The sequence below is a fragment of the Rathayibacter sp. AY1B7 genome (genome assembly GCF_002932735.1).
Taxonomy (GTDB): domain Bacteria; phylum Actinomycetota; class Actinomycetes; order Actinomycetales; family Microbacteriaceae; genus Rathayibacter.
The window spans coordinates 106,966-128,077 of sequence record NZ_PSWK01000007.1 but is presented as its reverse complement, the minus strand read 5'-3'; the positions used below and the strand labels follow the sequence as shown (position 1 = coordinate 128,077).

Sequence of the window (21,112 nt, the reverse complement as noted above, 5' to 3'; positions counted from 1 at the left end):
CACTCAGGGAACCTCGTGCCGCGGGCCCGGCTGCCCGCCGAGCAACGGGCGCAGCGCGGTCGCGACGGCGTCGGCGCGCTCCTCGCCGCCGAACCACGCGTTGCCGGCCCGCACGAGCGGGTAGGCGGCCGCGAGGAGGTCGCGCCCCGCCGGGGTCAGGGCGATCCGGGAGTGACGGCCGCGGCCGCGCTCGGCGCCCCGGTCGAGCAGGCCCCGCTCCGCCAGCCCGGCGACCAGGGCCGTCATGCTCTGCGGGCGGACGCCGACGGCGCGGGCGAGGTCGGCCTGCGTCAGCCCGTCGGCCGCCGAGAGCTGCGCCAGCACGCCGAACTCGACCGGGCTGAGCCCGACCGGCGCGAGCGCGTCGCCGACCCGCCTCGCCAGGTCGCGGGCGGCGCGGATGACCGTCCAGGCGGCGATCGCGTCGACGTCGTCGCGGGTCAGGGAGAACTCCGAGGACATGGATCGAGCGTAGCGGCGTAGTCTTCGAGTATCAGTTAGTTGATACCTGGGAGGAATCATGAGCGACGTGATCGCGATCACCGGAGTCACCGGTGACGTCGGCGGCAAGACCTTCGAGCGGCTCGTGGCGGCCGACGCGCCCGTCCGCGCGATCGTCCGCCGGCCCGAGCAGGCGGCGGCCCTCGCGGCCCGCGGCCTCGACGCGCGGATCGCCGACCTCGGCGACGGGGCCGCACTGACCGCCGCCCTCCGGGGCGCCGACCAGCTCTTCCTGGTCACCGCCGCCACCCCGCGCCAGGCCGAGCACGGCGCCACCGCCGTCCGCGCCGCCCAGGAGGCGGGCGTCCGCGCGCTCGTGCAGCTCTCCGGCGGCGACGCGGCCGAGCACTCGCCGCTCCCCTGGGGCCGCGCGATCTGGCGGACCGACGAGCGGGTGCGCGCCTCCGGGCTGCCCGCGACGATCCTCCACGCCTCGGGCTTCCTGACGAACCTCGAGCCCTCGGCGCCCGCGATCTCGCGCGGCCTGCTCCCGCAGACGATGGGGCGCGGCGTCATCCCGTGGATCGACACCGCCGACATCGCCCGGGTCGCCGCGCACGTCCTCGAGGCGGGAGGGCACACCGGCGCCGAGCCCGTCCTCACCGGACCGGCCCTGCTCGACGGGCCCGGCGCCGCCCGCGAGCTGACTGCGGGCCTCGGGCGGCGCGTCCGCTACCTGCACCTGCCCAGCCGCGTGTTCGCCGGTGTCCTGCGCCTCACCGGCATGTCCGCGTGGCAGGCGGAGGGGCTCCGCCGGCAGTTCGGAGTCGTCGCCCGCCGCGGCCTGGACGGCGTCGACGTGCTCACCGACGAGGTCGAGCGGATCACGGGGACGCCGGCCCGCTCGACGGCCGACTGGGCGCGGTCCCGCCGCTCCGTGCTCCTCGGACGGGAGCAGCCGCGACCCCTGCACGCTCCACCCGGCACCGGTACCCCTACCCGTGGATCCGCCGCAGGCGCATCGTAGGGCTGTGAAGCAGATCCAGTACGCCGGCGCGACCTTCCAGGTGGGGGACGCGGTCGCCGACGCACTCGTCTCCTACGCCTCCGGGCTCGCCGCTCACGGCCGCACCGACAGTGTCGAGCTCCCCGTGCTCGGCGGCGACGGCCACGCGACGGTCGTGACGCTGCTGCTCAACTCCGCGACGAGCCTCTTCGTCTCCGGCGCCGCAGGCCTCCTGCCCGGGCTCGACGAGAAGGCCGTCGCCGCCGACCTCCGCCAGCGGACCCAGTGGCTGGACGCGGTCCCGGCGGTCACCGCCGTGGAGCCGAGCGCTCCGGAGGACCTGATCTGGCTCGAGTTCCCGGAGGTCGCGGCCCTGATGGACCCCGAAGCCGGCGCCCGCTCCCCCGCGACGCTCCACCTCGTCGAGCACTCGCCTCGGCGCGACTCCCTCGTCTTCACCGTCGTCTACGTCAGCACCCTCGACCGCGACCTGGGCTCGGGGGAGATCCGCCGGCTGCTCGAGACGAGCCGCCGCAACAACGTCGAGCACGGCGTCTCGGGGATGCTCGTCTTCCGCGGCCGCCGCGTGATGCAGCTGCTCGAGGGCGAGGAGTCCGACGTGCGCTCGCTCTACGCGCGGATCCTCGCCGACCCGCGGCACGAGGGCGTGGTCACCGTCTGGACCAGCGTGCACGAGCAGCGCCGCTTCCCGGACTGGTCGATGGGCTTCGACGAGCTCGACCTGCCCGTCGAGCGGCCCGCCTCCTGGCCCGAGCCGGACCTCCCCGAGCAGTCGATCGACGCCGTGGCGGACGACTACCTCCGCCGCCGGTCGGAGGCGCTGCGGAGCGCGCTGGTGAGCAGCGACCCCCTCGTCGCGAGCCTCGCCGTCATCCTGCACGGGCACCGCCCGGAGCGCGTCCTCGAGGGCGGCGCCGGAGTGCGGCTGCGCTGCGCCGAGTGCCGCGCCTTCGACGCCCACGACGGGTACGACTCCTACCCCTGCGCGACCGCGAGGACCGCGATCCAGGCGCTCGAGGCGGCCTGACGCGAGCCGGGCGGCCGTGCGGGATCACCGTCCCGGGCGCTCCGAGCGCACCCCCTTCCGCGGGTCTGCGCAAGCCCGTCCGCTCGCCCCGGCGCGCCCCTAGGGTGAGGCCATGACCGATCCCGGCGCGGCCCGCCACGACGTCCTCATCATCGGCGGCGGCAACGCCGGACTCTCGACCGCGGGACGGCTGCGGCGCTCCGGAGTGAACGACGTCGCGGTGATCGAGCCCCGGTCGACCCACGTCTACCAGCCGATGCTCTCCCACGTCGCGGGCGGCACCGCACCCGCCTCCGCGGCGACCCGGCCCCAGGGCTCGGTGACGCCGAAGGGGGTCGTCTGGATCCAGGACCGCGTCGAGACGATCGACCCGGTCGCGCACACGGTCACCCTCCTCTCCGGCCGCACCGTCGGCTACGGGCAGCTCGTCGTCTGCCCCGGGATCCAGAAGGACTGGGCCGCCGTCCCCGGGCTCCAGGAGGCGATGGACTCGCCGTTCGGAGTGTCCAACTACGAGTACGAGTACGCCCGCAAGGCGTCGCAGGTGCTCCGCGAGGTCCGCTCCGGCACCGTCGTCTTCACGCAGCCCGGCGGCCCCGGCACCTGCTCCGGCGCCTCGCAGAAGCCGATGTACCTCGCCTGCGACTACTGGCGCGCGACCGGCGTCCTCGACCGCATCCGCGTCGTGCTCGTCGTGCCGACCCCCACCCTGTTCGGGATGCCGCTGATCGACTCCGAGCTCGAGCGGAAGGTGGCGGAGTACGGGATCGAGGTCCGCTACGGCCGCGAGCTGGTCGAGGTCGACGCAGCCGAGCGGAGGGTCGTCCTCGCCGTCGACGAGCGCGCGACCGCCCTCCCCGGCCCCGACCGCGCGCGGCGCTCGACCGACGGCCCGCGCGAGACGCTGTCGTACGACGTGCTGCACGCCGTGCCCCCGCAGTCGGCCCCCGACTGGCTGGCCGGCACCGGACTGGCCGCCGAGGGCGACGAGGGCGGCTTCGTCGAGGTCGACCCGCTGACCCTGCGGCACCCGCGGTTCCCCGACGTCTGGGGGCTCGGCGACGCGGCGGCCACGGTCAACTCGAAGTCCGGAGGAGCGCTGCGCCAGCAGACCACCACGCTCGCGAAGAACCTCGTCGCCGCGCAGAAGGGCCGCCCGCTCCCCCGCGTCTACAACGGCTACTCCGTCTGCCCCTTCGTGGTCTCGCGGTCGAGCGTGGTGTTCGCCGAGTTCGACGACCGCTACCGCCCGAAGCCGACCGTCCCCTTCTGGACGGGCCTGGCGAAGGAGCGGCGCCTCACCTACCTCGCCGACCGCCGCGTCCTGCCGTGGGTGTACTGGAATCTGATCCTGCAGGGACGGGCCTGAGCGTCCTCTTCCGGACATGTCCGGAAGAGGCGCTTGCCGCTGCCGGAGGCGCTCCCGAGACTGAGGGGTCGGCACCACCGTCCGACGTGCCCCCTCGTCTCCTGGAGGACCCGATGCGGCCCAGCCCGACTCCCGACCGCTCCGGCACCGCGCGATGACGACCGCGCAGGACTGGGGGCCCTCGACCGACGCGGACTCCGCCGGCGGTCCGCTCGCCTCGCGGAGGCAGCGCGTGCGCGCCTGGATGCGCGGCGGCTCCTTCGGGCCGACCGGCCTCACCCGGCGCGGCTGCCTCCTGGTGCTGGCGTCGGTGCTCGTGGTGGCGGTGCCGGTCGTCGCGCTGACGCTCGCGCACGTCGACCCGCACGCGTCGCTGAAGGTCTGGATCCTGGCGATCACGCTGATCGCGCTGGTCGGAGCGCTGCTCCGGGTCGTCGCCGACGCCGGTCCGGACCCGCAGGCCGACCTCGACCGCGCGGGCAAGGCGGTCGGAGCAGTGGCCGCGGCCTACACGGCGCTGGCCGTGATCATCGACTGGGGGATGCTGCACCTCTGAGGCGCGGTCAGCGGGCCTCGTCGCGCGGGTCGTCCGTGCCGTCGGGAGCGCTGCCGATCACGTCCGGAGTGCTGCCGGTGCCGCCCTGCGCGCTCCCGGTCCCGTCCTGCGCCGCTCGCTCGTCCTCGCGCCGGCTGAGCCAGCCCGGGCCCTCGCGCCGCAGCCGCTCCGCCTCCGGACTCGGGACGGGCGGCGCCGCCGGCCGCCGCAGGAGCCGCACCTGCCGGACCGCGCCGAGCACCACTCCGGCGCCGAACAGCGGCAGGCCGAGCAGGAGCACCAGCCACAGCGGCGCGTGCCGGCGTCCGCCGCCGACGACCGCGCCGAGATCCCAGCCCGCGTCCGCCGCCAGCCAGAGCATCCCCGCCACGAAGACGGCGCTCACCAGCGAGAGCGCCCAGGGCTGCGCGAGGAGGAGCGCCTGCGTGCGCTCCGTGCGGAAACCCTTCGCCATGCGCCGATCCTAGGCGGGCGTCAGCCGGCGAGGATCCGGTCGACCAGCCCCTGCGCGTCGCCCTCCGCGGGAACGATCTGCACGGTGTCGCCCTCGATCGGCTGCATCACGGAGAGCGCCGACTCGACCCGGTCGCCCACGCGGAGGAGGAGCCGGGCGTCGGCCCCCTCGTCGATGGCCGCCTGCGAGCCGCGGCGCAGGAGGGCGGCGCCCGCCTCGTCGAACCGGACGTCGACGACCCCCGTGCTCGGATCGGCCTCGACCGCGGCGACGCCCGCGCGGGTGAAGTCCTCGGGATCGACGAGGACGTCCTGCCCGCCGACCGGGACGCACTGCGGATCGGAGCCGGGCTCGCAGAGCGCCGAGACGGCGACCCCGAGGCCGCCGACGGGCTCCGGAGTGGCGGACGGGGACGCCGCGGGCGACGACCCGGCGGAGCAGCCGGTCAGGGCGAGCAGGAGGAGCGCGGCGGCTCCGGGGGCGGTGCGGCGGATCACGGGATCTCCTCGGGTCGCGTCGGAGCGCGCCACGATACCGAGGCTCCGGCGCTGCGGCCACTCGGCGGCACGGCTCGGGCGGAGCGGCTGCGGCGGGCGGCGGCGGACCGGAGGAACCCGGCCGGATCCCCGGGCTGGTCGCTCGGGGCCGGACCCCGCTCGATCCCTCCGCACGGGGCCGGTCGGAGCCCGGCCTCCCGGAGCCCGCCCCTCAGAGGCGGACGACCAGCTTCACCGCCGACACACCCTCGTGCAGCCGGTCGAGGGCGGGCTGCAGCGCGGCGAGCCCCTCACCCACCACCTCGGGCGCCGGGGCGCAGACGTGACGGCCCTCGGCGAGCGCCGCCGGCAGGTGGTCGCGCCACAGCATCGGCCCCACCTCGTTCGTCATCAGCGAGCCGCCCCAGACGAAGCGGGCGCGGATGCCGCGGCGCCGGGCCGCGATCTGCAGCGCCGCGGTGCCGCCGACCACGCGCAGCATCGTCCGCACGAAGGCGGCGCTGACACCGCGCCGACGCGGGAGCGAGCCGAACGAGACGGAGGGGCTGGCCAGGGCGACGCGTCGCGCTCCGGTGCCCGCGGCCACCGCCACCGACGGGGCACCGGAGCCCGTCCCGATCGCGAGCACCCCCGCGACCTCGTGGCCCGCGAGCGCCGCCACCAGGTCGGCGACGACGGTGGGGCTGCGGTAGTCGAGCACGATCTCGGCGCCCAGCTCGCGCATCCGATCGTGGTTGCGGGGCGACGCGGTCGTCGCCACGCGGTGCCCGGAGGCGACGGCGAGCTGGATCGCGTTGCTCCCCACGCTCGTCGTCCCGCCCCAGACCACGACCGTCCTGCCCGTCGGCCGGACCGGGGCGCTCGGGTGCGGCAGGGCGAGGTGGTCCCGCTGGAACAGCGCCGTCGCCGCCGTCGAGACCGCGAGCGGCAGCACCGCCGCCTCCTCGAAGCCCAGCCGGTCGGGGATCGGCGCCGCCAGGTCCTCGCGCACGACCGTGTACTCCTGGAAGGCGCCCTCGTCGCGGTTCCGCCGCCCGCGCTCCATCCCGACCGCGTAGGCGACGACCCGGTCGCCGACGGCGAAGCGCGTCACTCCAGGGCCGACCGCCTCGACCACTCCGGCCACGTCCTCCCCGAGCACCGCCGGGTACGGCACCCACCGGAACATCAGATCGCCCGTCCACTGCTTCATCTCGTCGACCGGATTCACGGCCAGGGCGCGGTTGCGCAGCAGGACCTCCCCCGGACCGGGGACGGGCATCGGAGCGGGGCGGACGACGAGGTCGGCCCGCGGGGCGGTCAGCAGGGCGGCGGCGTTCTCGGGCACGGGCGACTCCAGTCGGAAGTGATGGCAGGACGTGTCGTCACACTACTCCTGATGACACGTCGTGTCGTCAGCTATCCTGGGCGGATGTCACGCTGGGCCCCCGACGCCGCCCTCCGCCTCGAGCAGGCGGCGATGGAGCTCTTCGCCGAGCACGGCTACGCGGGCACCACCGTCCCCGCGATCGCGGAGCGCGCCGGGCTCACCACCCGCACCTTCTTCCGCCACTTCGCCGACAAGCGCGACGTCCTCTTCCTCCGCGAGCGCGAGTTCCCCGAGATCGTCGGCCGCCTGCTCGCCGGCGCCCCCGCCGGCCTCGCGCCGATGGACCTCGTGATGCACGGCCTCGAGGCGGCCGCCTCGGGCGACCTCCAGACCTGGCGCGCTCCGATCGCCGCCCGCCGTGCCGTCGTGCGCTCCGAGCCGCAGCTGCGCGAGCGCGAGCTCCTGAAGTCGGCCGCCCTCGCCGAGAGCATGCGCGCCGCCCTCGTCGACGCCGGAGTCGCGCCGGAGGACGCGGCCCTCGCCGCCCTCGCGGCCTCCGCCCTCTTCGACCTCGCCCTGGAGCGCTGGCTCGCCGCACCCGAGGGGTCCCTCCTGGTCGACGTCCTCCGCGCCGAGCGCGCACGCCTCGGCGCGCTGCTCGCGCGCTGACCCGCACGACGCTGTCGAGGCGTCGCGAACGGTCGTCCTCCGCGGCGGGAGGCGGCCGTTCGCGACGCTTCGGACCGGCGGGCGGGGGACGATCCGCTCAGAGCGCCCAGGGGAACGCGGGGGCGTTCGAGCGGGCGCCCTGCGCGGCCTTCGAGCGGACGGGCTCGCCGAGCTCGGCGAGCAGCGCCTCCGACTCGCCGACGAGGACCGCGAGCGCGCCGGGCGTGAACCAGTCGGGGCGCAGGGCGAACAGGAGGTCCTCGGTCGCCGTGTTGCCGCTGGCGCCCGGTGCGAAGGGGCAGCCGCCGAGGCCGCCGAGCGCGCCGTCGACCACCGCGGCCCCGGCCTGCACGGCGGCGATCGCGTTCGCGACGCCCGAGCCCCAGGTGTCGTGGCCGTGGAACACGATCTCGCGGGGCGGGGTCTCCGCGGCCACGCGTGAGACGAGCGACGCCACCTGGCCGGCGTGCGCCTGACCGAGCGTGTCGCAGACGACCACGTCGGCCGCTCCCGCCGCTCGCGGGTCGCGCGCGATCGCGAGCACGCGCTCCTGGTCGACCGGGCCCTCGAACGGGCAGGTGAACGAGGTGGCGATGCACAGCTGGATCCGCCCGCCGACGCTCTCGGCGAGCGCGACCGCCTCCGGCATCGCGGCCAGGCTCGCCTCGGTCGGCCTGCCGACGTTGGCGAGGTTGTGCGAGTCGGACGCCGAGAAGCAGTACTGGAAGCGGCGCGCCCCCGCGGCGGCCGCACGCTCGACGTGGCGCGGAGTCGCGACCCACACCCAGCACCGCTCCAGCTCCTCGGGAGTGAGCGCGGCGATCACGTCGAGGGTGTCGGCCATCGGAGGGACGAGGTCGCCGCGCGCGAGCGAGCCGATCTCGAGCTCGGGCACTCCCGCGGCGAGCAGCGTGCGCGCGAGGTCGACCTTGCGCTCGGTCGTCAGGAGCTTGCCGGTGAGCTGCAGGCCGTCGCGGAGGGTGACGTCGCGCAGGCGCGCGGAGGCGAGCGCGGTCACCGGCCGGCCTCCTCGGCAGCGGCGGCGGAGGGAGCAGCAGCAGCGGCCGGAGCTGCAGCAGCAGCCCCGCCGGCGGAGGGAGCAGCGGGACCGGTGCGCCGGAGCATCCCCAGCACCTCCTCGGTGTCCTGGCCCAGGTCGGGCGCGAGCGAGCGGATGGGGAGGGAGCGGCCGCCGAGCACCGGCACGATCCCCGGGAAGCCCACGCCGCGCAGGGTGCCGCCGGCGTCCTCGACGTCGAAGGCCTGGATCATGTCGCGCGCCGCGTACTGCTCGCTCGCGCTGATGTCGGCGGCCGTGTAGATCGGGCCGGAGGGGACGCCCTCGTCGTCGAGGACCGCGAGCGCCTCGGCGGCGGTGCGGCCCGCCGTCCACGCGCCGATCGCCGCGTCCAGCTCGTCGCGCCGGGCCCAGCGCTGCTCGTTCGAGGCGAGCGCCGGGTCCTCGCCCAGGTCGGCGCGGCCGATCACCGCCATCAGCCGCTGGAAGATCGCGTCCGCGTTCCCCGCGATCACGATGCTCGCCCCGTCGGCGCAGGTGTAGGCGTTGGTCGGGGCGATGCCCTCCATCCGCCCGCCGACGCGCTCCCGGACGATGCCGTGCGCCTGGAAGTCGGGGATCAGCGACTCCGTCATCGAGAACATCGCCTCGTGCAGCGCGACGTCGACGACCCGCTCCGCCAGCGGTGCCGGATCCAGTCCGGCGGAGCGGCGGGTCTCGCGCTGGAACAGCGCCATCATCACTCCGTAGCCCGCGTACAGCCCGGCGATCGAGTCGCCGATCGAGACGCCGACGCGCACGGGCGGCCGGTCCGGGTCGCCGACCAGCTCGCGGAACCCGCCCATCGCCTCCGCGACCGCGGCGAACCCGGGCCGGGCCGACAGCGGGCCGGTCTGCCCGAACGCGGAGATGCGGCCGATCACGATGCCGGGCCGGGCCCCGTCGAGCACGTCCGGCCCGATCCCCCAGCGCTCGAGCGTGCCGGGCCGGAAGTTCTCGAGCACCACGTCGCACTCGGCGACCAGGCGGCGGACGGCGTCGCGCCCCTCGTCCGTGCGCAGGTCGAGCGCGATCGAGCGCTTGTTGCGGTTGATCGTGTGGAAGAGGAGCGAGGTCTCGGACCCCTCGTGCAGCCGCCAGCGGCGCAGCTCGTCCCCCGTGCCGGGCCGCTCCACCTTGATCACCTCGGCGCCGAAGTCGGCGAGCAGCCGGCCAGCCGTGGGCGCCGCGATGAAGTTGCCGAGCTCGAGGACGCGGACGCCCGCGAGCGGGAGGGGTGCGGTCATGGCACGGCCTTTCGCTCCCGTCGAGGCTAGCGCGGAGGACGGCGCCACCCCCTGCCCTCACGCGGACGCCCGACCTACACTTGCCGGACATCATGCGCAGACACACCCTCACTCCGCGACCGGACTGGCGAGCCCGCTGCGACGAGATCGGCTTCAGCTTCTACGACCTCCCCTCCGAGGGCGGCCGCCCCTACTGGAACGAGTCCGCGGCGTACTCCTTCGAGCCCGCCGAGATCGACCTGCTCGAGCGCACGACCTCGGAGCTCTTCGACCTCTGCATGGAGGCGTGCGAGCTCGTGGTGCGGAAGGGCCGCTTCGCCGAGTTCGGCATCCCGCCCCGCTTCCACGAGCTGGTGCGCACCTCGTGGGACGAGGACGACCCCACGGTCTACGGCCGCTTCGACCTCGCCTACGACGGCGCGGGCGCGGTGAAGCTGCTCGAGTTCAACGCCGACACCCCGACCTCGCTGGTCGAGACCGCCGCGGCCCAGTGGCAGTGGCTCGTCGAGACGAAGGGTCCCGACGCCGACCAGTTCAACAGCCTGCACGAGCAGCTCGTCGAGCAGTGGCGCCACCTCCGCCTCGAGCGCTGGAGCCTCGACGAGGGCGCCCGGCTGCACCTCGCGTCGCTGCACGACTCCGGAGACGGCGAGCTGATCGTCGAGGACGCCGACACCGTCGCCTACATGGCCGAGACCGCGGCGCAGGCCGGCTTCGACCCCAAGCTGATCTTCGTCGAGGACATCCGCTACGAGCTCGACGGCGCCGGCTTCCTCGACGGCGACGGCGAGCCGATCCGCCACGTCTTCAAGCTCTACCCGTGGGAGTGGATGCTCGGCGAGCAGTTCGGTGGCCTCCTCCTCGACCGGCGCGAGCGCACCCGCTGGGTCGAGCCGGCGTGGAAGCTCCTGCTCAGCAACAAGCAGCTGCTGGTGGTGCTGTGGGAGATGTTCCGCGGCCACCCGAACCTGCTGCCCGCCTCCGTGCATCCGCTGCCCGGCACCGCCCAGGTGCGCAAGCCGCGCCTGGGGCGGGAGGGCGCCAACGTGACGGTCCTCGACGCCGACGGCTCGGTCGTCGCCGAGAACGGCGGGAGCTACGGCGCCGAGGGCTTCATCCACCAGGAGCGCGCCGAGCTGGCCCGGGTCGACGGGAAGACCGTCGTCATCGGCAGCTGGATCGTCGGCGAGACCCCGGCCGGCATCGACGTGCGCGAGACGAGCGGCCTGATCACCGGCGACCTGGCGGAGTTCGTCCCCCACTACATCGAGGGCGGACGGAGCGACGGGGTCGCGACGGCCGCGGACGCCGCGTCGGCCGCCTCCCGCCCCGGGCACGGCGCCACCCCCGCCTACGGCGCTCCCGCGCCCGGCACCCCCGCGCCCGAGTACGGCGCCCCCGAGCACGACCGGCCGCAGGACACCCGCGCGGCCCGCCCGCAGGACGAGGAGACCCGATGACGGACGACGACCGCACCCCCGGCGATTCGGGGACGCCGAGCTCCGGGAACGACTGGGGCAGCCGCGAGCCCGGAGCGGGCTCCGGCACGCCGAGCGGCGGCTCGAGCGGCGGCACCGGCCGCGGCGACGGCGCCACCCGCACCGCTCCCCACCGCTCCCGGAGCGTCGGCATCAGCGGCATCGCGAAGAACCGCCGCGGCCTGCTCATCGGCGGCGCGGTCGCGGTCGGCGCGGTCGGCCTCGCCGTCGCCCTCGCGAACGGCGGCCCCTCGACCGACGGCGTCGTCGCCACGGGAGCCGACGGCCAGGACTACGTCATCCCCGAGAACGCCGAGCGCCCCGTCTATGCGAGCCGCGAGGACTGCCTCGCCGACGTGCGGGAGCAGATCGCCCAGCTCCAGGCGCAGGGCGAGGAGGTCGGCGACGACCCCGAGCAGCTGTGCGAGGCGACCGACGAGTACCGCGGGCACTACGCCGGCGGCTTCTGGCTCGGCCCGCTGATCTTCGCGTCCTCGCGCTGGAACTCGACGCGGGCGACCAGCTGGGCGCCCGTCGCGTCCGGCGGCTTCGCGGCCCGCGGAGCGACCCAGCCCGACGTCGTGCAGCGCGCGCCGGCCGGCTCGACCGTCGGCTCGAAGGCGACCCTCTCCGGCGGCTTCGGCTCCTCCGGCAAGTCCGGCTTCGGCTCCACCGTCGGCGGCTGACCGCGGCGCACCTCGGCCCTCGCGCCCGAGACGCGCCGAGGCGTTCGCGCGCCGCCGGAACACCGCTCGCAGGCCGGCGTCTCGACGATCGCGGGGACGGCTCGCCGCCGCTCCCGCTCTCAGGAGGAGGGCGTCGCGCTCGGGAAGAAGTGCCGCTCGACGGGATCGCCGTCGGCGTGGGTCAGCGCCGCCGCGCGGATCTCGCGGTCGCGGCCGGTGAGCCGCTGGGTCTCCTGCCGCCGGAACTCGCCCCACGAGGGCACCATGAACGTCTCCAGCTGCACGTCGGCCTCCTCCCCGCTCCGGTAGAGCGCCCAGCGCGAGGCGCCGGTCCGGCGGCGGGAGCTCTCCAGCAGCCGCATGGCCGATCGGAAGTCCGCGAGGGAGTCGGGGCGGACCGTCCACGAGATCTGCACCATCACCGGCCCGTCCGTCGGCTCCGGCTCGAACACCAGCGTGGGCGTGGGCCACGACATCGAGATGCTGCGGTCGACGGTGCCCGTCCCCGGCAGCAGGGGCAGCACCCGCACGCTGGCCGCCACGAGGAGGAGCAGAGCGGCCGCCGCGGCGTACGCGGGCGCGGTGCCGAGCACCTGCGCGGCCAGGCCCCAGCCGATCGAGCCGACCGCCATGGTCCCCATGAAGACCAGGATGTAGATCGAGGCTCCGCGGGACCGCACCCACTGCGGCAGCGTGAGCTGCAGCGCCGCGTTCAGCACGGTGAGGGTGCCGATCCACGCCAGCCCCGCGAGGACCAGCAGCAGCAGGGCCGGAACGAGGGGCAGGAAGGCCGCCGCGAGAGTCCCCGCCGCGAACAGCACGGCGCTCGCCCCGATGACGACGTCGTCCGAGAGCTTCCGGCGGGCGAGCGGCAGGGCGAAGACGCCGAGCACGGCACCGGCACCGAGGGCCCCGAGGAGGAAGCCGTAGCCGCTGGAGTCGAGCTGGAGGCGCTTCGCGGTGAGCGGCAGCAGCGCCCAGAGCGCACTGGCCGGCAGGGCGAAGAGCGCGGAGCGGAGGAGGATCCGGCGGACGAGGTGCGCGGAGGCGACGTACCGGATCCCTCCCTTCAGCGCGGCGCCGAACTGCTCGCGGTCGTCGAGGCCGGTCTGCGTCGGCCGCTTCCACCAGAGCAGAGCGAGCACGGCGCCGATGAAGCTCAGGGCGTTGATGCCGAAGACCACCGGAGCGCCGAACGCCGAGAGGACGACTCCCGCCAGGGCCGGGCCGACCGCGCGGGCGCCGTTCACCGTCACGCCGCCGAGGGCCGACGACGCCGCGATCAGGTTCCGGGGCACGAGCTCCGGCTGGATCGCCTGCCAGGCGGGCGAGGTCAGGGTGGAGGTGATGCCGAGGAGGAAGGTGAAGGCCAGGATCGTCCACGGCGTCAGCGCGCCGACCGCCGCCACGACCGTCAGAGCGGCCGCCAGCAGCGCGCTGGCCGACGACCCCCAGATGAGCAGCCGCCGCCGGTCGAGCGAGTCGGCCAGCACGCCCGCGGGGAGGGCGACGAGGATCGAGGGCGCCAGGCTCGCCGTCTGCACGAGCGCGACGACCGCCGCGCCCGCGGCCGCCTCGACCAGGTACCACTGGGCTCCGACGGTCTGCATCCAGGTGCCGATGTTGCTGCCCAGCTGGGCGAACCACAGCACGCGGAAGGCGGTGATCGCCATGGGCGCCCAGGCCGACGGCTGCGCCGGCGCGGACGTCTGCGCCGGGGCGGCGGGAGCGGGAGCCGGAGCGACGTCCTCAGTCACGGGGCACGGCCTGCCGCACCGAGAAGAGGTTGCCGAACGGGTCCAGCAGCTGGCACAGCCGCTCCCCCGTGAACACCGTCTTCGGACCGCGGTGGGCGACGGCGCCGTTCGCCGTCCAGTCGGCGACGACGGCGTCGACGTCGGGGACCGTCCAGTACGGGCTCGTGCCGTCGGGTCCGGGCCGGTTCAGCTCGTCCCGCTCGTGCAGCGTCAGGCGGGTGCCGTCCAGGTCGTAGGCCACGAGCGCCCCGCCGCGGACGACGGGCTCGCGCCCGAGCCGCGCCGAGTACCAGGCGATCGCGGCGTCGAGGTCGTCGACGAAGTAGAAGACGTTTCCGACTCCGGCGAACTCCGTCGTCGTCATGCTCGGGCCGGCGGGAGGGCGTCGCGGAGGAAGGCGAGCGAGGGGCCGATGGCCGCCTCCGTGTACCCCTCGGCGTGACGGGTGCCCGGGATCAGCTGCAGCGTGCTGGCGACTCCGACCGCGGAGAGCGCCGCCTGCATGGCCTGCGCGTCGCTCACGGGGACGAACTCGCCGAGCGAGTTGGCCAGGAACACCGGCCCGCCGTCCGGGGAGGCGTGGCGCGTCGTGGAGGCGGCGGTGAGCAGCCCGCGGTCGCCCCCGACCTCGTTGAGGATCGTCCAGCGCAGGAAGGCGTCGTTCCGGCCGGTCTGGTTGATGTCGGCGCTCTTCATGGCGTCGAGGTCCTGCGTCGTCGGCGTGGCCGGGAGGTCGTCGGTCGCCTCGACGATGCCGAGGAGGTCGAACATCCCCGACCAGCTGACGGCGGGCCGACCGGTGGCGATCGCGGCCTCCACGACCAGGTTCCCGCCCGCCGATCCGCCGAAGAACGCCAGCCTGCTCCGGTCGAACGCCCACTCGGACGCGACCGCCCACCGCTCCGCGGCGAGCACGTCGTCCCTGCTGGCCGGGAAGACCGAGTCCGGAGCCTCGCGGTAGTCCGCCGCGAACACGAGGTAGCCGGCGTCGACCAGCATCGTCGCCAGCGCCCGCTCCTTGCTCTTGTCCCCCCGGAACCACCCGCCGCCGTGGATCAGCACGACGGCCGGCCGAGCAGCGTCCTCGGCCGGGGACACCGACCTGCTGTACACGTCCAGCACCTGCGGCGACGACCCCCCTTCGACGTACGGAACCCCGATGCTCACTGACGGCTCGTCCGACACGGTGACCCCCTCCGATCCAGATTCTCGACTGCAGTCAGACCGTAGGAGCCGGGGGCGGCGCGAGCCAGGCCCTGCCGGGGTCACCCAGGAGGGCGCCCGCAGGCCCGCCCGCCGCGGCTGGGCGGATCGCGACTAGCCTCGGAGGGTGTTCCTGACCGAGCCGTACGGCTTCCGCGACCGCTCCGCCCTCGACGAGCGCCGGGCCCTGCTCGAGGACGAGCCCTCGGTGCAGCCCCTCCGGGCGTTCCGCGAGGAGCTCCTCGCCCGGCGCACCCGCAGGCATCCGGGTGCCGTGGTGCCCGACTTCGACCCGGCCGAGGCCGGCGTCGAGGCGCGTGCGCTCATCGTGCTGGAGGCCCCGGGACCGATGTCGACCGGCCCCGACGGCTCCGGCTTCGTCTCGGTCGACAACGACGACGCGACCGCCGCCTCGACCTGGACCCTCCGCGACGAGGTCGGACTGCACGCCCGCACCCTGGTCTGGAACATCGTGCCGTGGCAGCTCGACGGCGTCCCCGACGCGGACGAGGTGCGGCAGGGCGCGATGGAGCTGCGCCGGCTCCTGCCGCTGCTCCCCGACCTGCGGGTCGTCGTCAACGCCGGGACCGCGCCGACCAGCGGCTGGAAGAAGAACATCGAGCCGTACCTGGTCGACGGCCCGACCGTCATCGACTCGTGGAGCCCCGGCCAGCGGGCGATGAGCCAGCCCCGCAAGCGCGACGAGCTGAAGCGCGCCTTCGAGCGCGCGACGCACCTGGTCGGCTGAGCCCCCGGGGCTCCGAGGCGTCACGAACGGTCGTCATCCGAGCCGGGAGGCGGCCCTTCGCGACGCCTCGACCGCCGGCGGACGGTCCGCTCAGGCCGAGCGGGCGTCCCGCAGCGCGTCGGCCGACTGCTGCGCGGCGCGGCGGACGTCGCGGTCCGGGTCGCGGAGCATGCCCGTCAGGACGGCCTCGACGCTCGCCGCGAACTCGCCCTTCGCGTCGCGACCGGAGGAGATCCCCGCCAGAGCGGCCGCCACGAGAGCGCGGGCTCCTGCCGCGCGGACCCGGGGGTGCTCATCGGTGGTCAGGCGGGACAGCTTCTTCTGCCCGCCCAGCACGCGCTCGGCGCAGACGCGGGCGCACATCTCGCGGACGCGCCAGGAGGGGTTCGCGAGTCCGGCGGTCACCGCGTCGGCGGCGTCGTCGTCCCAGACGTAGAGGAGCGCGCGGGCGCCCCAGAGCTCGGGCCAGTAGAGGGAGGGTGCTCCCTTGAGGATCCCGTCGGCGTGTTCGCCGCCCACGGTGAGGAGGAAGGACTCGCCCTCGTACCCGCCGGTGAGCAGGGCCGCGGATCGCAGGGCGACGTTGCGCTCCCCCTCGCGGGCGACCTGCGCGCGCAGGCGCTCCTCGAGCGGATCGGTGAGGGTGACGGTCGGTTCGTTGTCGCGTGCCATGAGGCTCCCGAGAGTACCCGCCCGCCCCGCGCCTTCGAAGACCCGCAGCGTTCGGCGCCGCGGCGGTCGGCCCTCTCCGTCCTGCGGCGATGGTCCGATCAGCACTCGTGCCACCTGCTGGTCGAGTGGCGCCGCAGGGACCACGGCTGAGGGACGCCTGGTAGATTCGATCCGATCGACCCCCTCCCAAGCCTCTCCGCGATGCTCACATGGGAGGGGCCTTTTTCTTCGGCACCGAGGTACTGCGATGGCACGGAAACCGAGCCTGTCGTGGAAGCAGCAGGTCCAGCTCCTCCGTGACCGCGGGCTCGGCATCGCCGACGGGGAGGCCTGCACGAGCTACCTGGCCGCGCAGAACCACTACCGCTTCTCCGGGTACGCCCGCTACTTCCAGCGGGCTCCGCACGACGGGGACGACTCGTTCGCGGACGGAGTCTCGTTCGAGGACGTCCGAGCGGTCTGCGACGCAGATGAAGCGCTGCGGCAGAGCCTGCGTGCTCGACTGGCCCGTGCCGAGATCCTTCTCCGCAGCCGTACGGCTCATGTCATCGCTCGTGAGCACGGCCCGTACGAGTGCTCTCTCGAGAAGAGCTTCTACTCCGAGTCTCCGAACGCGGAGTCGACAGTCGATTCGTGCCTCCGCGACATCGAGCGCAGCAGGGAACGGCATGTCCTCCGCTTCACGGAGCTCCCCGGCGGCAGGGGCGCGGCCGCCTTCGGCGAGCTACCGGTGTGGTCGGCCGTCGAGGCATGGTCCTTCGGAACTCTGTCGAGATGCATCGAGCGAGGGGCACGAGGATCGCTTGCGGGGGACGTCGCGTCCGGTCTGGGAGTCGCCCGAGCCGGTTTCGCCTACCGGGTCCGCGCACTCGTCTACCTGCGCAACCGGTGCGCTCACCACAGCTGGCTCTGGAACCACTCCGTGATCGATGCGGGCCCGACGCCCGACAACGTCCGCGCGAAGGCGAAACGTCTCGCCGGGCAGTTCACTCCGCGCTCGGTCGTGGACGTCATCGCTTCGTTGGACGACATCCTCCTACGAGGAGCGGACGCGGCCCCGATCCTTCCGGAGCTCGTCGCCGAGCATTCCCTGCACGACGTGTTCTGGCGAGGGCTCATGACGCCCCGGAGCCCCCTCGATCATCGAGGACCGCAGTGAGAGCGACGCGACCGGGACGGTCCCGCCCGCCCCGCGCTACGGCGGATGCCGCAGCGGATCGGACGATGCCCGCCCGCTCAGGAGGCGCCCACCGGGAGGTCGGCCCCGCCTGACTATGCTGGTGCCACCCCCGGCAGCCGAGCCTTCTGAGCCTCGTCCGCGCCGGGGTGGCGCGGCTCACCCGCCCGGGGAGCGGAGGAGGTCCTCTCATGGCCGATCGGCCGAACCTCCGCCATGTCGCGGCGGTCGCGGGCGTCTCGCACATGACCGTGTCGCGCGTGCTCAGCGGGCACCCCAACATCAAGGAGTCGACCCGCCAGAAGGTCCTCGAGGCGGTCGACGAGCTCAACTACAGGCCGAACATCGCCGCCCGCTCCCTCGTCACGCAGCGCACCGACCGCATCGGCGTGATGATCGAGAGCGGCGCCGAGTACGGGCCGTCGAGCACCCTCCGCGCGATCGAGCGCGCCGCCCGCGAGAAGGGGTACTCGATCACCTCCGTCGCGCTGCGGCCGGACCTCGAGATGACCCCCACCGACGCGATCGCCCACCTGATGGGCCTCGGGATCGACGCGCTCTGCGTGATCGCGCCGCGCTCCTCCTCCGTGGCGACCCTCCGCACCGTCGAGATCGGCGTGCCGACGCTCGTGGTGAAGAGCGACAAGGATCCGAGCTTCCTCACCGTCTCGGTCGACCAGCAGGCCGGCATGTTCCAGGCCGTCGACCACCTGGGGAACCTCGGCCACCGCGACGTGCTGCACCTCTCCGGCCCCCTCGACTGGCTCGATGCGCGCGCCCGCGAGCGCGCCTTCCACAGCCGCGCGAAGTCGTGGGGGATGCACGAGCGCCCCATCGTCATCGGCGACTGGACCCCGGACTCCGGGTACGACTTCGCCGCGAGCCTGCAGTCGGTGCCCGACTTCACCGCGATGGTCGTCGCGAACGACGAGATGGCGCTCGGAGTGATCCACGGCCTCGTCGAGCGCGGGATCCGCGTGCCCGAGGACGTGAGCATCGTCGGCTTCGACGACCTGCCCACCGCCCGCCACTTCCTCCCGCCGCTGACGACGGTCCGCCAGGACTTCGACAAGCTCGGGACGACGGTCGCCGAGGTGATCCACGCGAGGATCCGCGGCCAGGAGATCCCGCAGCGCACCCGGATCCCCACGGAGCTGGTGATCCGCTCCTCCACGGCCGCTCCCCGATCGTGACCCTCCTGTTCCCGTCCCGCCGCATGCGCTCGCGTATCATCGGCGGCAGCCCCTGGCACGCCGGACCCTGACGGCGCGCCGCACACGAACCGAGGACGGCACGTGGCGATCTCATCGAGGACGACCCGGAGCTCCGCGGCACCCGTCGTCGAGATGACCGGCATCCGCGTCTCCTTCGCCTCCGGACCCGCTCTGAAGGACGGGAACCTGCGGCTGGTGCCGGGCGAGATCCACGGGCTGATGGGCGAGAACGGCGCGGGCAAGTCCACGCTGATCAAGACGCTCACCGGCATCCACCAGCCCGACGCGGGCGAGATCCTCGTCGACGGCGTCGCCCGGCGCTTCAGCGGCCCGGCGGAGGCGAAGGCAGCGGGCATCACGGCCGTGTTCCAGGACGAGCGCCTCACCGACAACCTCAGCATCGGCGAGAACGTGATGCTCGGCCACGAGGTCCGCGGCCGCTTCGGCATCTCCTGGTCGCGCACCCACCACCGCGCGGCCGAGATGCTCGCCGAGCTGGGCCTGGAGGACCTCGATCCGCACCTGCCGCTGCGCTCGCTCTCGCCGGCGATCCGCCAGCTGGTCGCGATCAGCCGCGCGATGGTCGACCGTCCGCGCGTGCTCGTGCTCGACGAGCCCACCTCCAGCCTCGACCTCAGCGACGTGGCCCGCCTCTTCACGGTGCTGCGGAGGCTGCGCGACCAGGGCGTCGCGATCCTGTTCGTCTCGCACTTCCTCGAGCAGGTCCTCACCCTCAGCGACCGGCTGACGGTGCTCCGCGACGGCGGCACCGTCGGCGAGTACCCGGCGCACACCATGGACCGCGCCGAGCTGATCGCGAAGATGATCGGCAAGGACATCGACGCGCTGCGGCAGATCGGCTCCGACCGCCGCGAGCACCGCCGCCAGCCGGTCGGCCCGGCGATCTACCGCGCGCACGGGATCGGCCGCCGCGGCGCCGTGGGCCCGACCGATCTGGAGCTGCACCGCGGCGAGATCGTGGGCTTCGCGGGCCTGCGCGGCTCGGGGCGCACCGAGCTGGCGTCGCTGGTGAGCGGGGTCGAGAAGCCGGACACCGGCGAGGTGCTGATCGACGGCGAGCCCGCCCGCATCTCCGACCCGGTGTCGGGCCTGCGCCACCGCATCGCCCACTCGAGCGAGAACCGCCGCGAGGACGGGATCATCGGCGACCTCTCCCTCCGCGAGAACCTCGTGCTGGGCCTGCAGGCTCTGCGCGGCTGGGCGCACCCGCTCTCGGCCGCCGAGACCGACACCCTGGTGCGCACCTACGTCGAGGCGCTGAACATCTCGCCGGCCGACCCGGACATCCCGGTGAAGTACCTCTCCGGAGGCAACCAGCAGAAGGTGGTCCTCGCGCGGTGGCTCGCGACCCGTCCGCGGCTGCTCGTGCTCGACGAGCCGGCGCGCGGGATCGACGTGGCGTCGAAGGTCGAGATCCAGGCGCACATCGCGCAGCTCGCGAAGGAGGGGGTGACCGTCGTCTACATCTCGTCCGAGCTGGAGGAGGTGGTGCGCCTCAGCGACCGCATCGTCGTCTTCAAGGACCGCGAGAAGATCGGCGAGGTCAGCAACGGCCCCTGGCTCACCGTCGACACGATCGTCGAGATGATCGCCGCCGACCGCGACGACGACCTCGACGACGACGACTGACCTCCCCCGCCGGCCGAGCGGCCGCACCGTCCACCGGGTCTCGATGAGCCGTCCGGGCTGCTCGACCGCCAGGACCTCGGCGCGCCGGCGGGTCCCGCTCGGGCGCCGGGCCTGCGAGGATCCGGGGGTGGACGATCAGCGACCGGACGAGCTCGCGGAGCTGCAGCGGCGCGCCTACGGCCGAGGCTCCGACATCGAGCGGGACCCCGGCGCGCTCGCCCGGCTCTCCGCGCTCGAGGCCCGCGTCCGTCCCGCCCTCGGCACCGCACTGCCGGGCGCGGTGGTTCCCGCGGACTCCGGGGACGCGGCGCCGGAGGACGCGGCACCTCCCGCGGACGCCTCCGCCGACGAGGCGTCCGACCCCCTCGGCCACGTCCCGCCCCGCCGCTCCCGTCGGCGCGGCCTCCTCCTCCCCGCCGCGCTGGCCGCGACGGCCGCCGTCGCCGCGGGCGCCACCCTCCTCGCCACCGCCGAGGACGGACAGCCCGGCCGCGAGGTCGCCGTGCTGCCGCTGTCGAACGGCACCGACCTCCCCGGCTGGGAGGGACTGGGGTTCGACGGATCGGTCACCACCGAGGACTTCGGCGGGCTCACCGTCGTGCGGCAGAGCCTGCCCGCCGACACGGGGCTCACCGTCGTCCGGCAGCGCCGCTCCTCGAGCGCCGGCTCGTGCCTCTCCATCGTGCGGACCGCCGAGCCGCAGGACGGCCTGTTCTTCCAGGGCTGCACGGCCGGAGCGTTCCCCGCGGTCGCGCAGTTCACCGTGACGTCGGCGGCGCCGGAGGCCCTGCGCGAGCGGTTCCCGATCGGCACGTCCCTGCGGTTCGCCCTCGAGGGCGACGAGATCCGCGTCCGATCCGACGCACCCTGACCA

General features: G+C 74.5%; 22 protein-coding genes. 12 read left to right on the top strand and 10 right to left on the bottom strand.

The features are described 5' to 3' along the window. Positions 1-3: 3 nt before the first annotated feature. A complete protein-coding gene (locus tag C5C95_RS06095; RefSeq protein ID WP_181125587.1) occupies positions 4-462 on the bottom strand; it encodes a MarR family winged helix-turn-helix transcriptional regulator in 459 nt (152 codons plus the stop codon). A 58-nt stretch (positions 463-520) separates the two neighbouring features. Here C5C95_RS06095 and C5C95_RS06090 point away from each other — a divergent pair, with 58 nt between their 5' ends. From C5C95_RS06090 to C5C95_RS06075, 4 genes are all read left to right on the top strand, one after another. Further along, on the top strand, positions 521-1,468 hold the full coding sequence (locus C5C95_RS06090) for an NAD(P)H-binding protein (protein ID WP_104324032.1): 948 nt from the start codon (positions 521-523) through the stop codon (positions 1,466-1,468). A gap of 4 nt (positions 1,469-1,472) precedes the next feature. Next, positions 1,473-2,495 (top strand): BLUF domain-containing protein, encoded by a 1,023-nt coding sequence (locus C5C95_RS06085; RefSeq protein ID WP_104222414.1) that lies wholly within the window; start codon positions 1,473-1,475, stop codon positions 2,493-2,495. A gap of 112 nt (positions 2,496-2,607) precedes the next feature. Next, the gene (locus C5C95_RS06080; RefSeq protein ID WP_104222413.1) at positions 2,608-3,864 is read left to right on the top strand and encodes an NAD(P)/FAD-dependent oxidoreductase; all 1,257 of its coding nucleotides are present in this window, start codon (positions 2,608-2,610) and stop codon (positions 3,862-3,864) included. 154 nt (positions 3,865-4,018) lie between these two features. Beyond that, complete coding sequence (locus C5C95_RS06075; protein ID WP_104324031.1) at positions 4,019-4,420, top strand: hypothetical protein; 402 nt, start codon at positions 4,019-4,021, stop codon at positions 4,418-4,420. Positions 4,421-4,427: 7 nt separating this feature from the next. Here the strand turns inward: C5C95_RS06075 and C5C95_RS06070 are convergent, their stop codons facing one another. From C5C95_RS06070 to C5C95_RS06060, 3 genes are all read right to left on the bottom strand, one after another. After that, positions 4,428-4,874, bottom strand: a complete 447-nt coding sequence (locus C5C95_RS06070) for a hypothetical protein (protein ID WP_104324030.1) — start codon at positions 4,872-4,874, stop codon at positions 4,428-4,430. Positions 4,875-4,894: 20 nt separating this feature from the next. After that, complete coding sequence (locus tag C5C95_RS06065) at positions 4,895-5,371, bottom strand: hypothetical protein (protein ID WP_104234350.1); 477 nt, start codon at positions 5,369-5,371, stop codon at positions 4,895-4,897. A gap of 211 nt (positions 5,372-5,582) precedes the next feature. Then, positions 5,583-6,698 (bottom strand): zinc-binding alcohol dehydrogenase family protein, encoded by a 1,116-nt coding sequence (locus tag C5C95_RS06060; RefSeq protein ID WP_104324029.1) that lies wholly within the window; start codon positions 6,696-6,698, stop codon positions 5,583-5,585. Between the two features lie 84 nt (positions 6,699-6,782). On the opposite strand from C5C95_RS06060, the gene C5C95_RS06055 reads away from it, so the two are divergent. Then, entirely contained in the window at positions 6,783-7,349 is a 567-nt protein-coding gene (locus tag C5C95_RS06055) for a TetR/AcrR family transcriptional regulator (protein WP_159940693.1), read from the top strand. Between the two features lie 97 nt (positions 7,350-7,446). Here C5C95_RS06055 and C5C95_RS06050 read toward each other — a convergent pair whose 3' ends face one another. Next, positions 7,447-8,367 (bottom strand): hydroxymethylglutaryl-CoA lyase, encoded by a 921-nt coding sequence (locus C5C95_RS06050; protein WP_104324028.1) that lies wholly within the window; start codon positions 8,365-8,367, stop codon positions 7,447-7,449. Then, positions 8,364-9,653, bottom strand: a complete 1,290-nt coding sequence (locus C5C95_RS06045; protein WP_104324027.1) for a CaiB/BaiF CoA-transferase family protein — start codon at positions 9,651-9,653, stop codon at positions 8,364-8,366. The genes C5C95_RS06050 and C5C95_RS06045 overlap by 4 nt, the downstream gene beginning before the upstream one ends. Positions 9,654-9,745: 92 nt before the next feature. Between C5C95_RS06045 and C5C95_RS06040 the strand changes: the two genes are divergently transcribed. Continuing rightward, complete coding sequence (locus C5C95_RS06040; protein ID WP_181125585.1) at positions 9,746-11,113, top strand: glutathionylspermidine synthase family protein; 1,368 nt, start codon at positions 9,746-9,748, stop codon at positions 11,111-11,113. Continuing rightward, complete coding sequence (locus C5C95_RS06035; protein WP_104250022.1) at positions 11,110-11,817, top strand: hypothetical protein; 708 nt, start codon at positions 11,110-11,112, stop codon at positions 11,815-11,817. Before C5C95_RS06040 ends, C5C95_RS06035 begins: the two co-directional genes overlap by 4 nt. Before the next feature lie 119 nt (positions 11,818-11,936). Here the strand turns inward: C5C95_RS06035 and C5C95_RS06030 are convergent, their stop codons facing one another. Genes C5C95_RS06030 through C5C95_RS06020 form a run of 3 tightly spaced genes read right to left on the bottom strand, consistent with a single transcriptional unit; the run spans position 11,937 to position 14,687 of the window. Then, positions 11,937-13,574, bottom strand: coding sequence for an MFS transporter (locus C5C95_RS06030; protein WP_258072632.1), 1,638 nt, complete (start codon positions 13,572-13,574; stop codon positions 11,937-11,939). Then, the gene (locus C5C95_RS06025) at positions 13,567-13,938 is read right to left on the bottom strand and encodes a VOC family protein (protein ID WP_104250023.1); all 372 of its coding nucleotides are present in this window, start codon (positions 13,936-13,938) and stop codon (positions 13,567-13,569) included. Before C5C95_RS06025 ends, C5C95_RS06030 begins: the two co-directional genes overlap by 8 nt. Beyond that, positions 13,935-14,687 (bottom strand): alpha/beta hydrolase, encoded by a 753-nt coding sequence (locus C5C95_RS06020; protein ID WP_181065720.1) that lies wholly within the window; start codon positions 14,685-14,687, stop codon positions 13,935-13,937. The genes C5C95_RS06025 and C5C95_RS06020 overlap by 4 nt, the downstream gene beginning before the upstream one ends. A gap of 217 nt (positions 14,688-14,904) precedes the next feature. Here C5C95_RS06020 and C5C95_RS06015 point away from each other — a divergent pair, with 217 nt between their 5' ends. Further along, complete coding sequence (locus C5C95_RS06015; protein WP_104261075.1) at positions 14,905-15,525, top strand: hypothetical protein; 621 nt, start codon at positions 14,905-14,907, stop codon at positions 15,523-15,525. Positions 15,526-15,615: 90 nt separating this feature from the next. On the opposite strand, the gene C5C95_RS06010 is transcribed toward C5C95_RS06015, so the two are convergent. Continuing rightward, positions 15,616-16,197 carry a HEAT repeat domain-containing protein gene (locus tag C5C95_RS06010; protein ID WP_244230570.1) on the bottom strand — a complete coding sequence of 194 codons (582 nt, stop codon included), beginning with the start codon at positions 16,195-16,197 and terminating at the stop codon, positions 15,616-15,618. Between the two features lie 247 nt (positions 16,198-16,444). Between C5C95_RS06010 and C5C95_RS06005 the strand changes: the two genes are divergently transcribed. The 4 genes from C5C95_RS06005 (at position 16,445) to C5C95_RS05990 (ending at position 21,109) form a co-directional block, all read left to right on the top strand. Beyond that, positions 16,445-17,356 (top strand): Abi family protein, encoded by a 912-nt coding sequence (locus C5C95_RS06005; RefSeq protein WP_104324025.1) that lies wholly within the window; start codon positions 16,445-16,447, stop codon positions 17,354-17,356. A gap of 209 nt (positions 17,357-17,565) precedes the next feature. Then, positions 17,566-18,567 carry a LacI family DNA-binding transcriptional regulator gene (locus tag C5C95_RS06000; protein WP_104227009.1) on the top strand — a complete coding sequence of 334 codons (1,002 nt, stop codon included), beginning with the start codon at positions 17,566-17,568 and terminating at the stop codon, positions 18,565-18,567. Between the two features lie 153 nt (positions 18,568-18,720). Continuing rightward, positions 18,721-20,238 carry a sugar ABC transporter ATP-binding protein gene (locus C5C95_RS05995; protein ID WP_104247817.1) on the top strand — a complete coding sequence of 506 codons (1,518 nt, stop codon included), beginning with the start codon at positions 18,721-18,723 and terminating at the stop codon, positions 20,236-20,238. A gap of 127 nt (positions 20,239-20,365) precedes the next feature. Continuing rightward, the gene (locus C5C95_RS05990) at positions 20,366-21,109 is read left to right on the top strand and encodes a hypothetical protein (protein WP_104222398.1); all 744 of its coding nucleotides are present in this window, start codon (positions 20,366-20,368) and stop codon (positions 21,107-21,109) included. Positions 21,110-21,112: the final 3 nt, after the last annotated feature.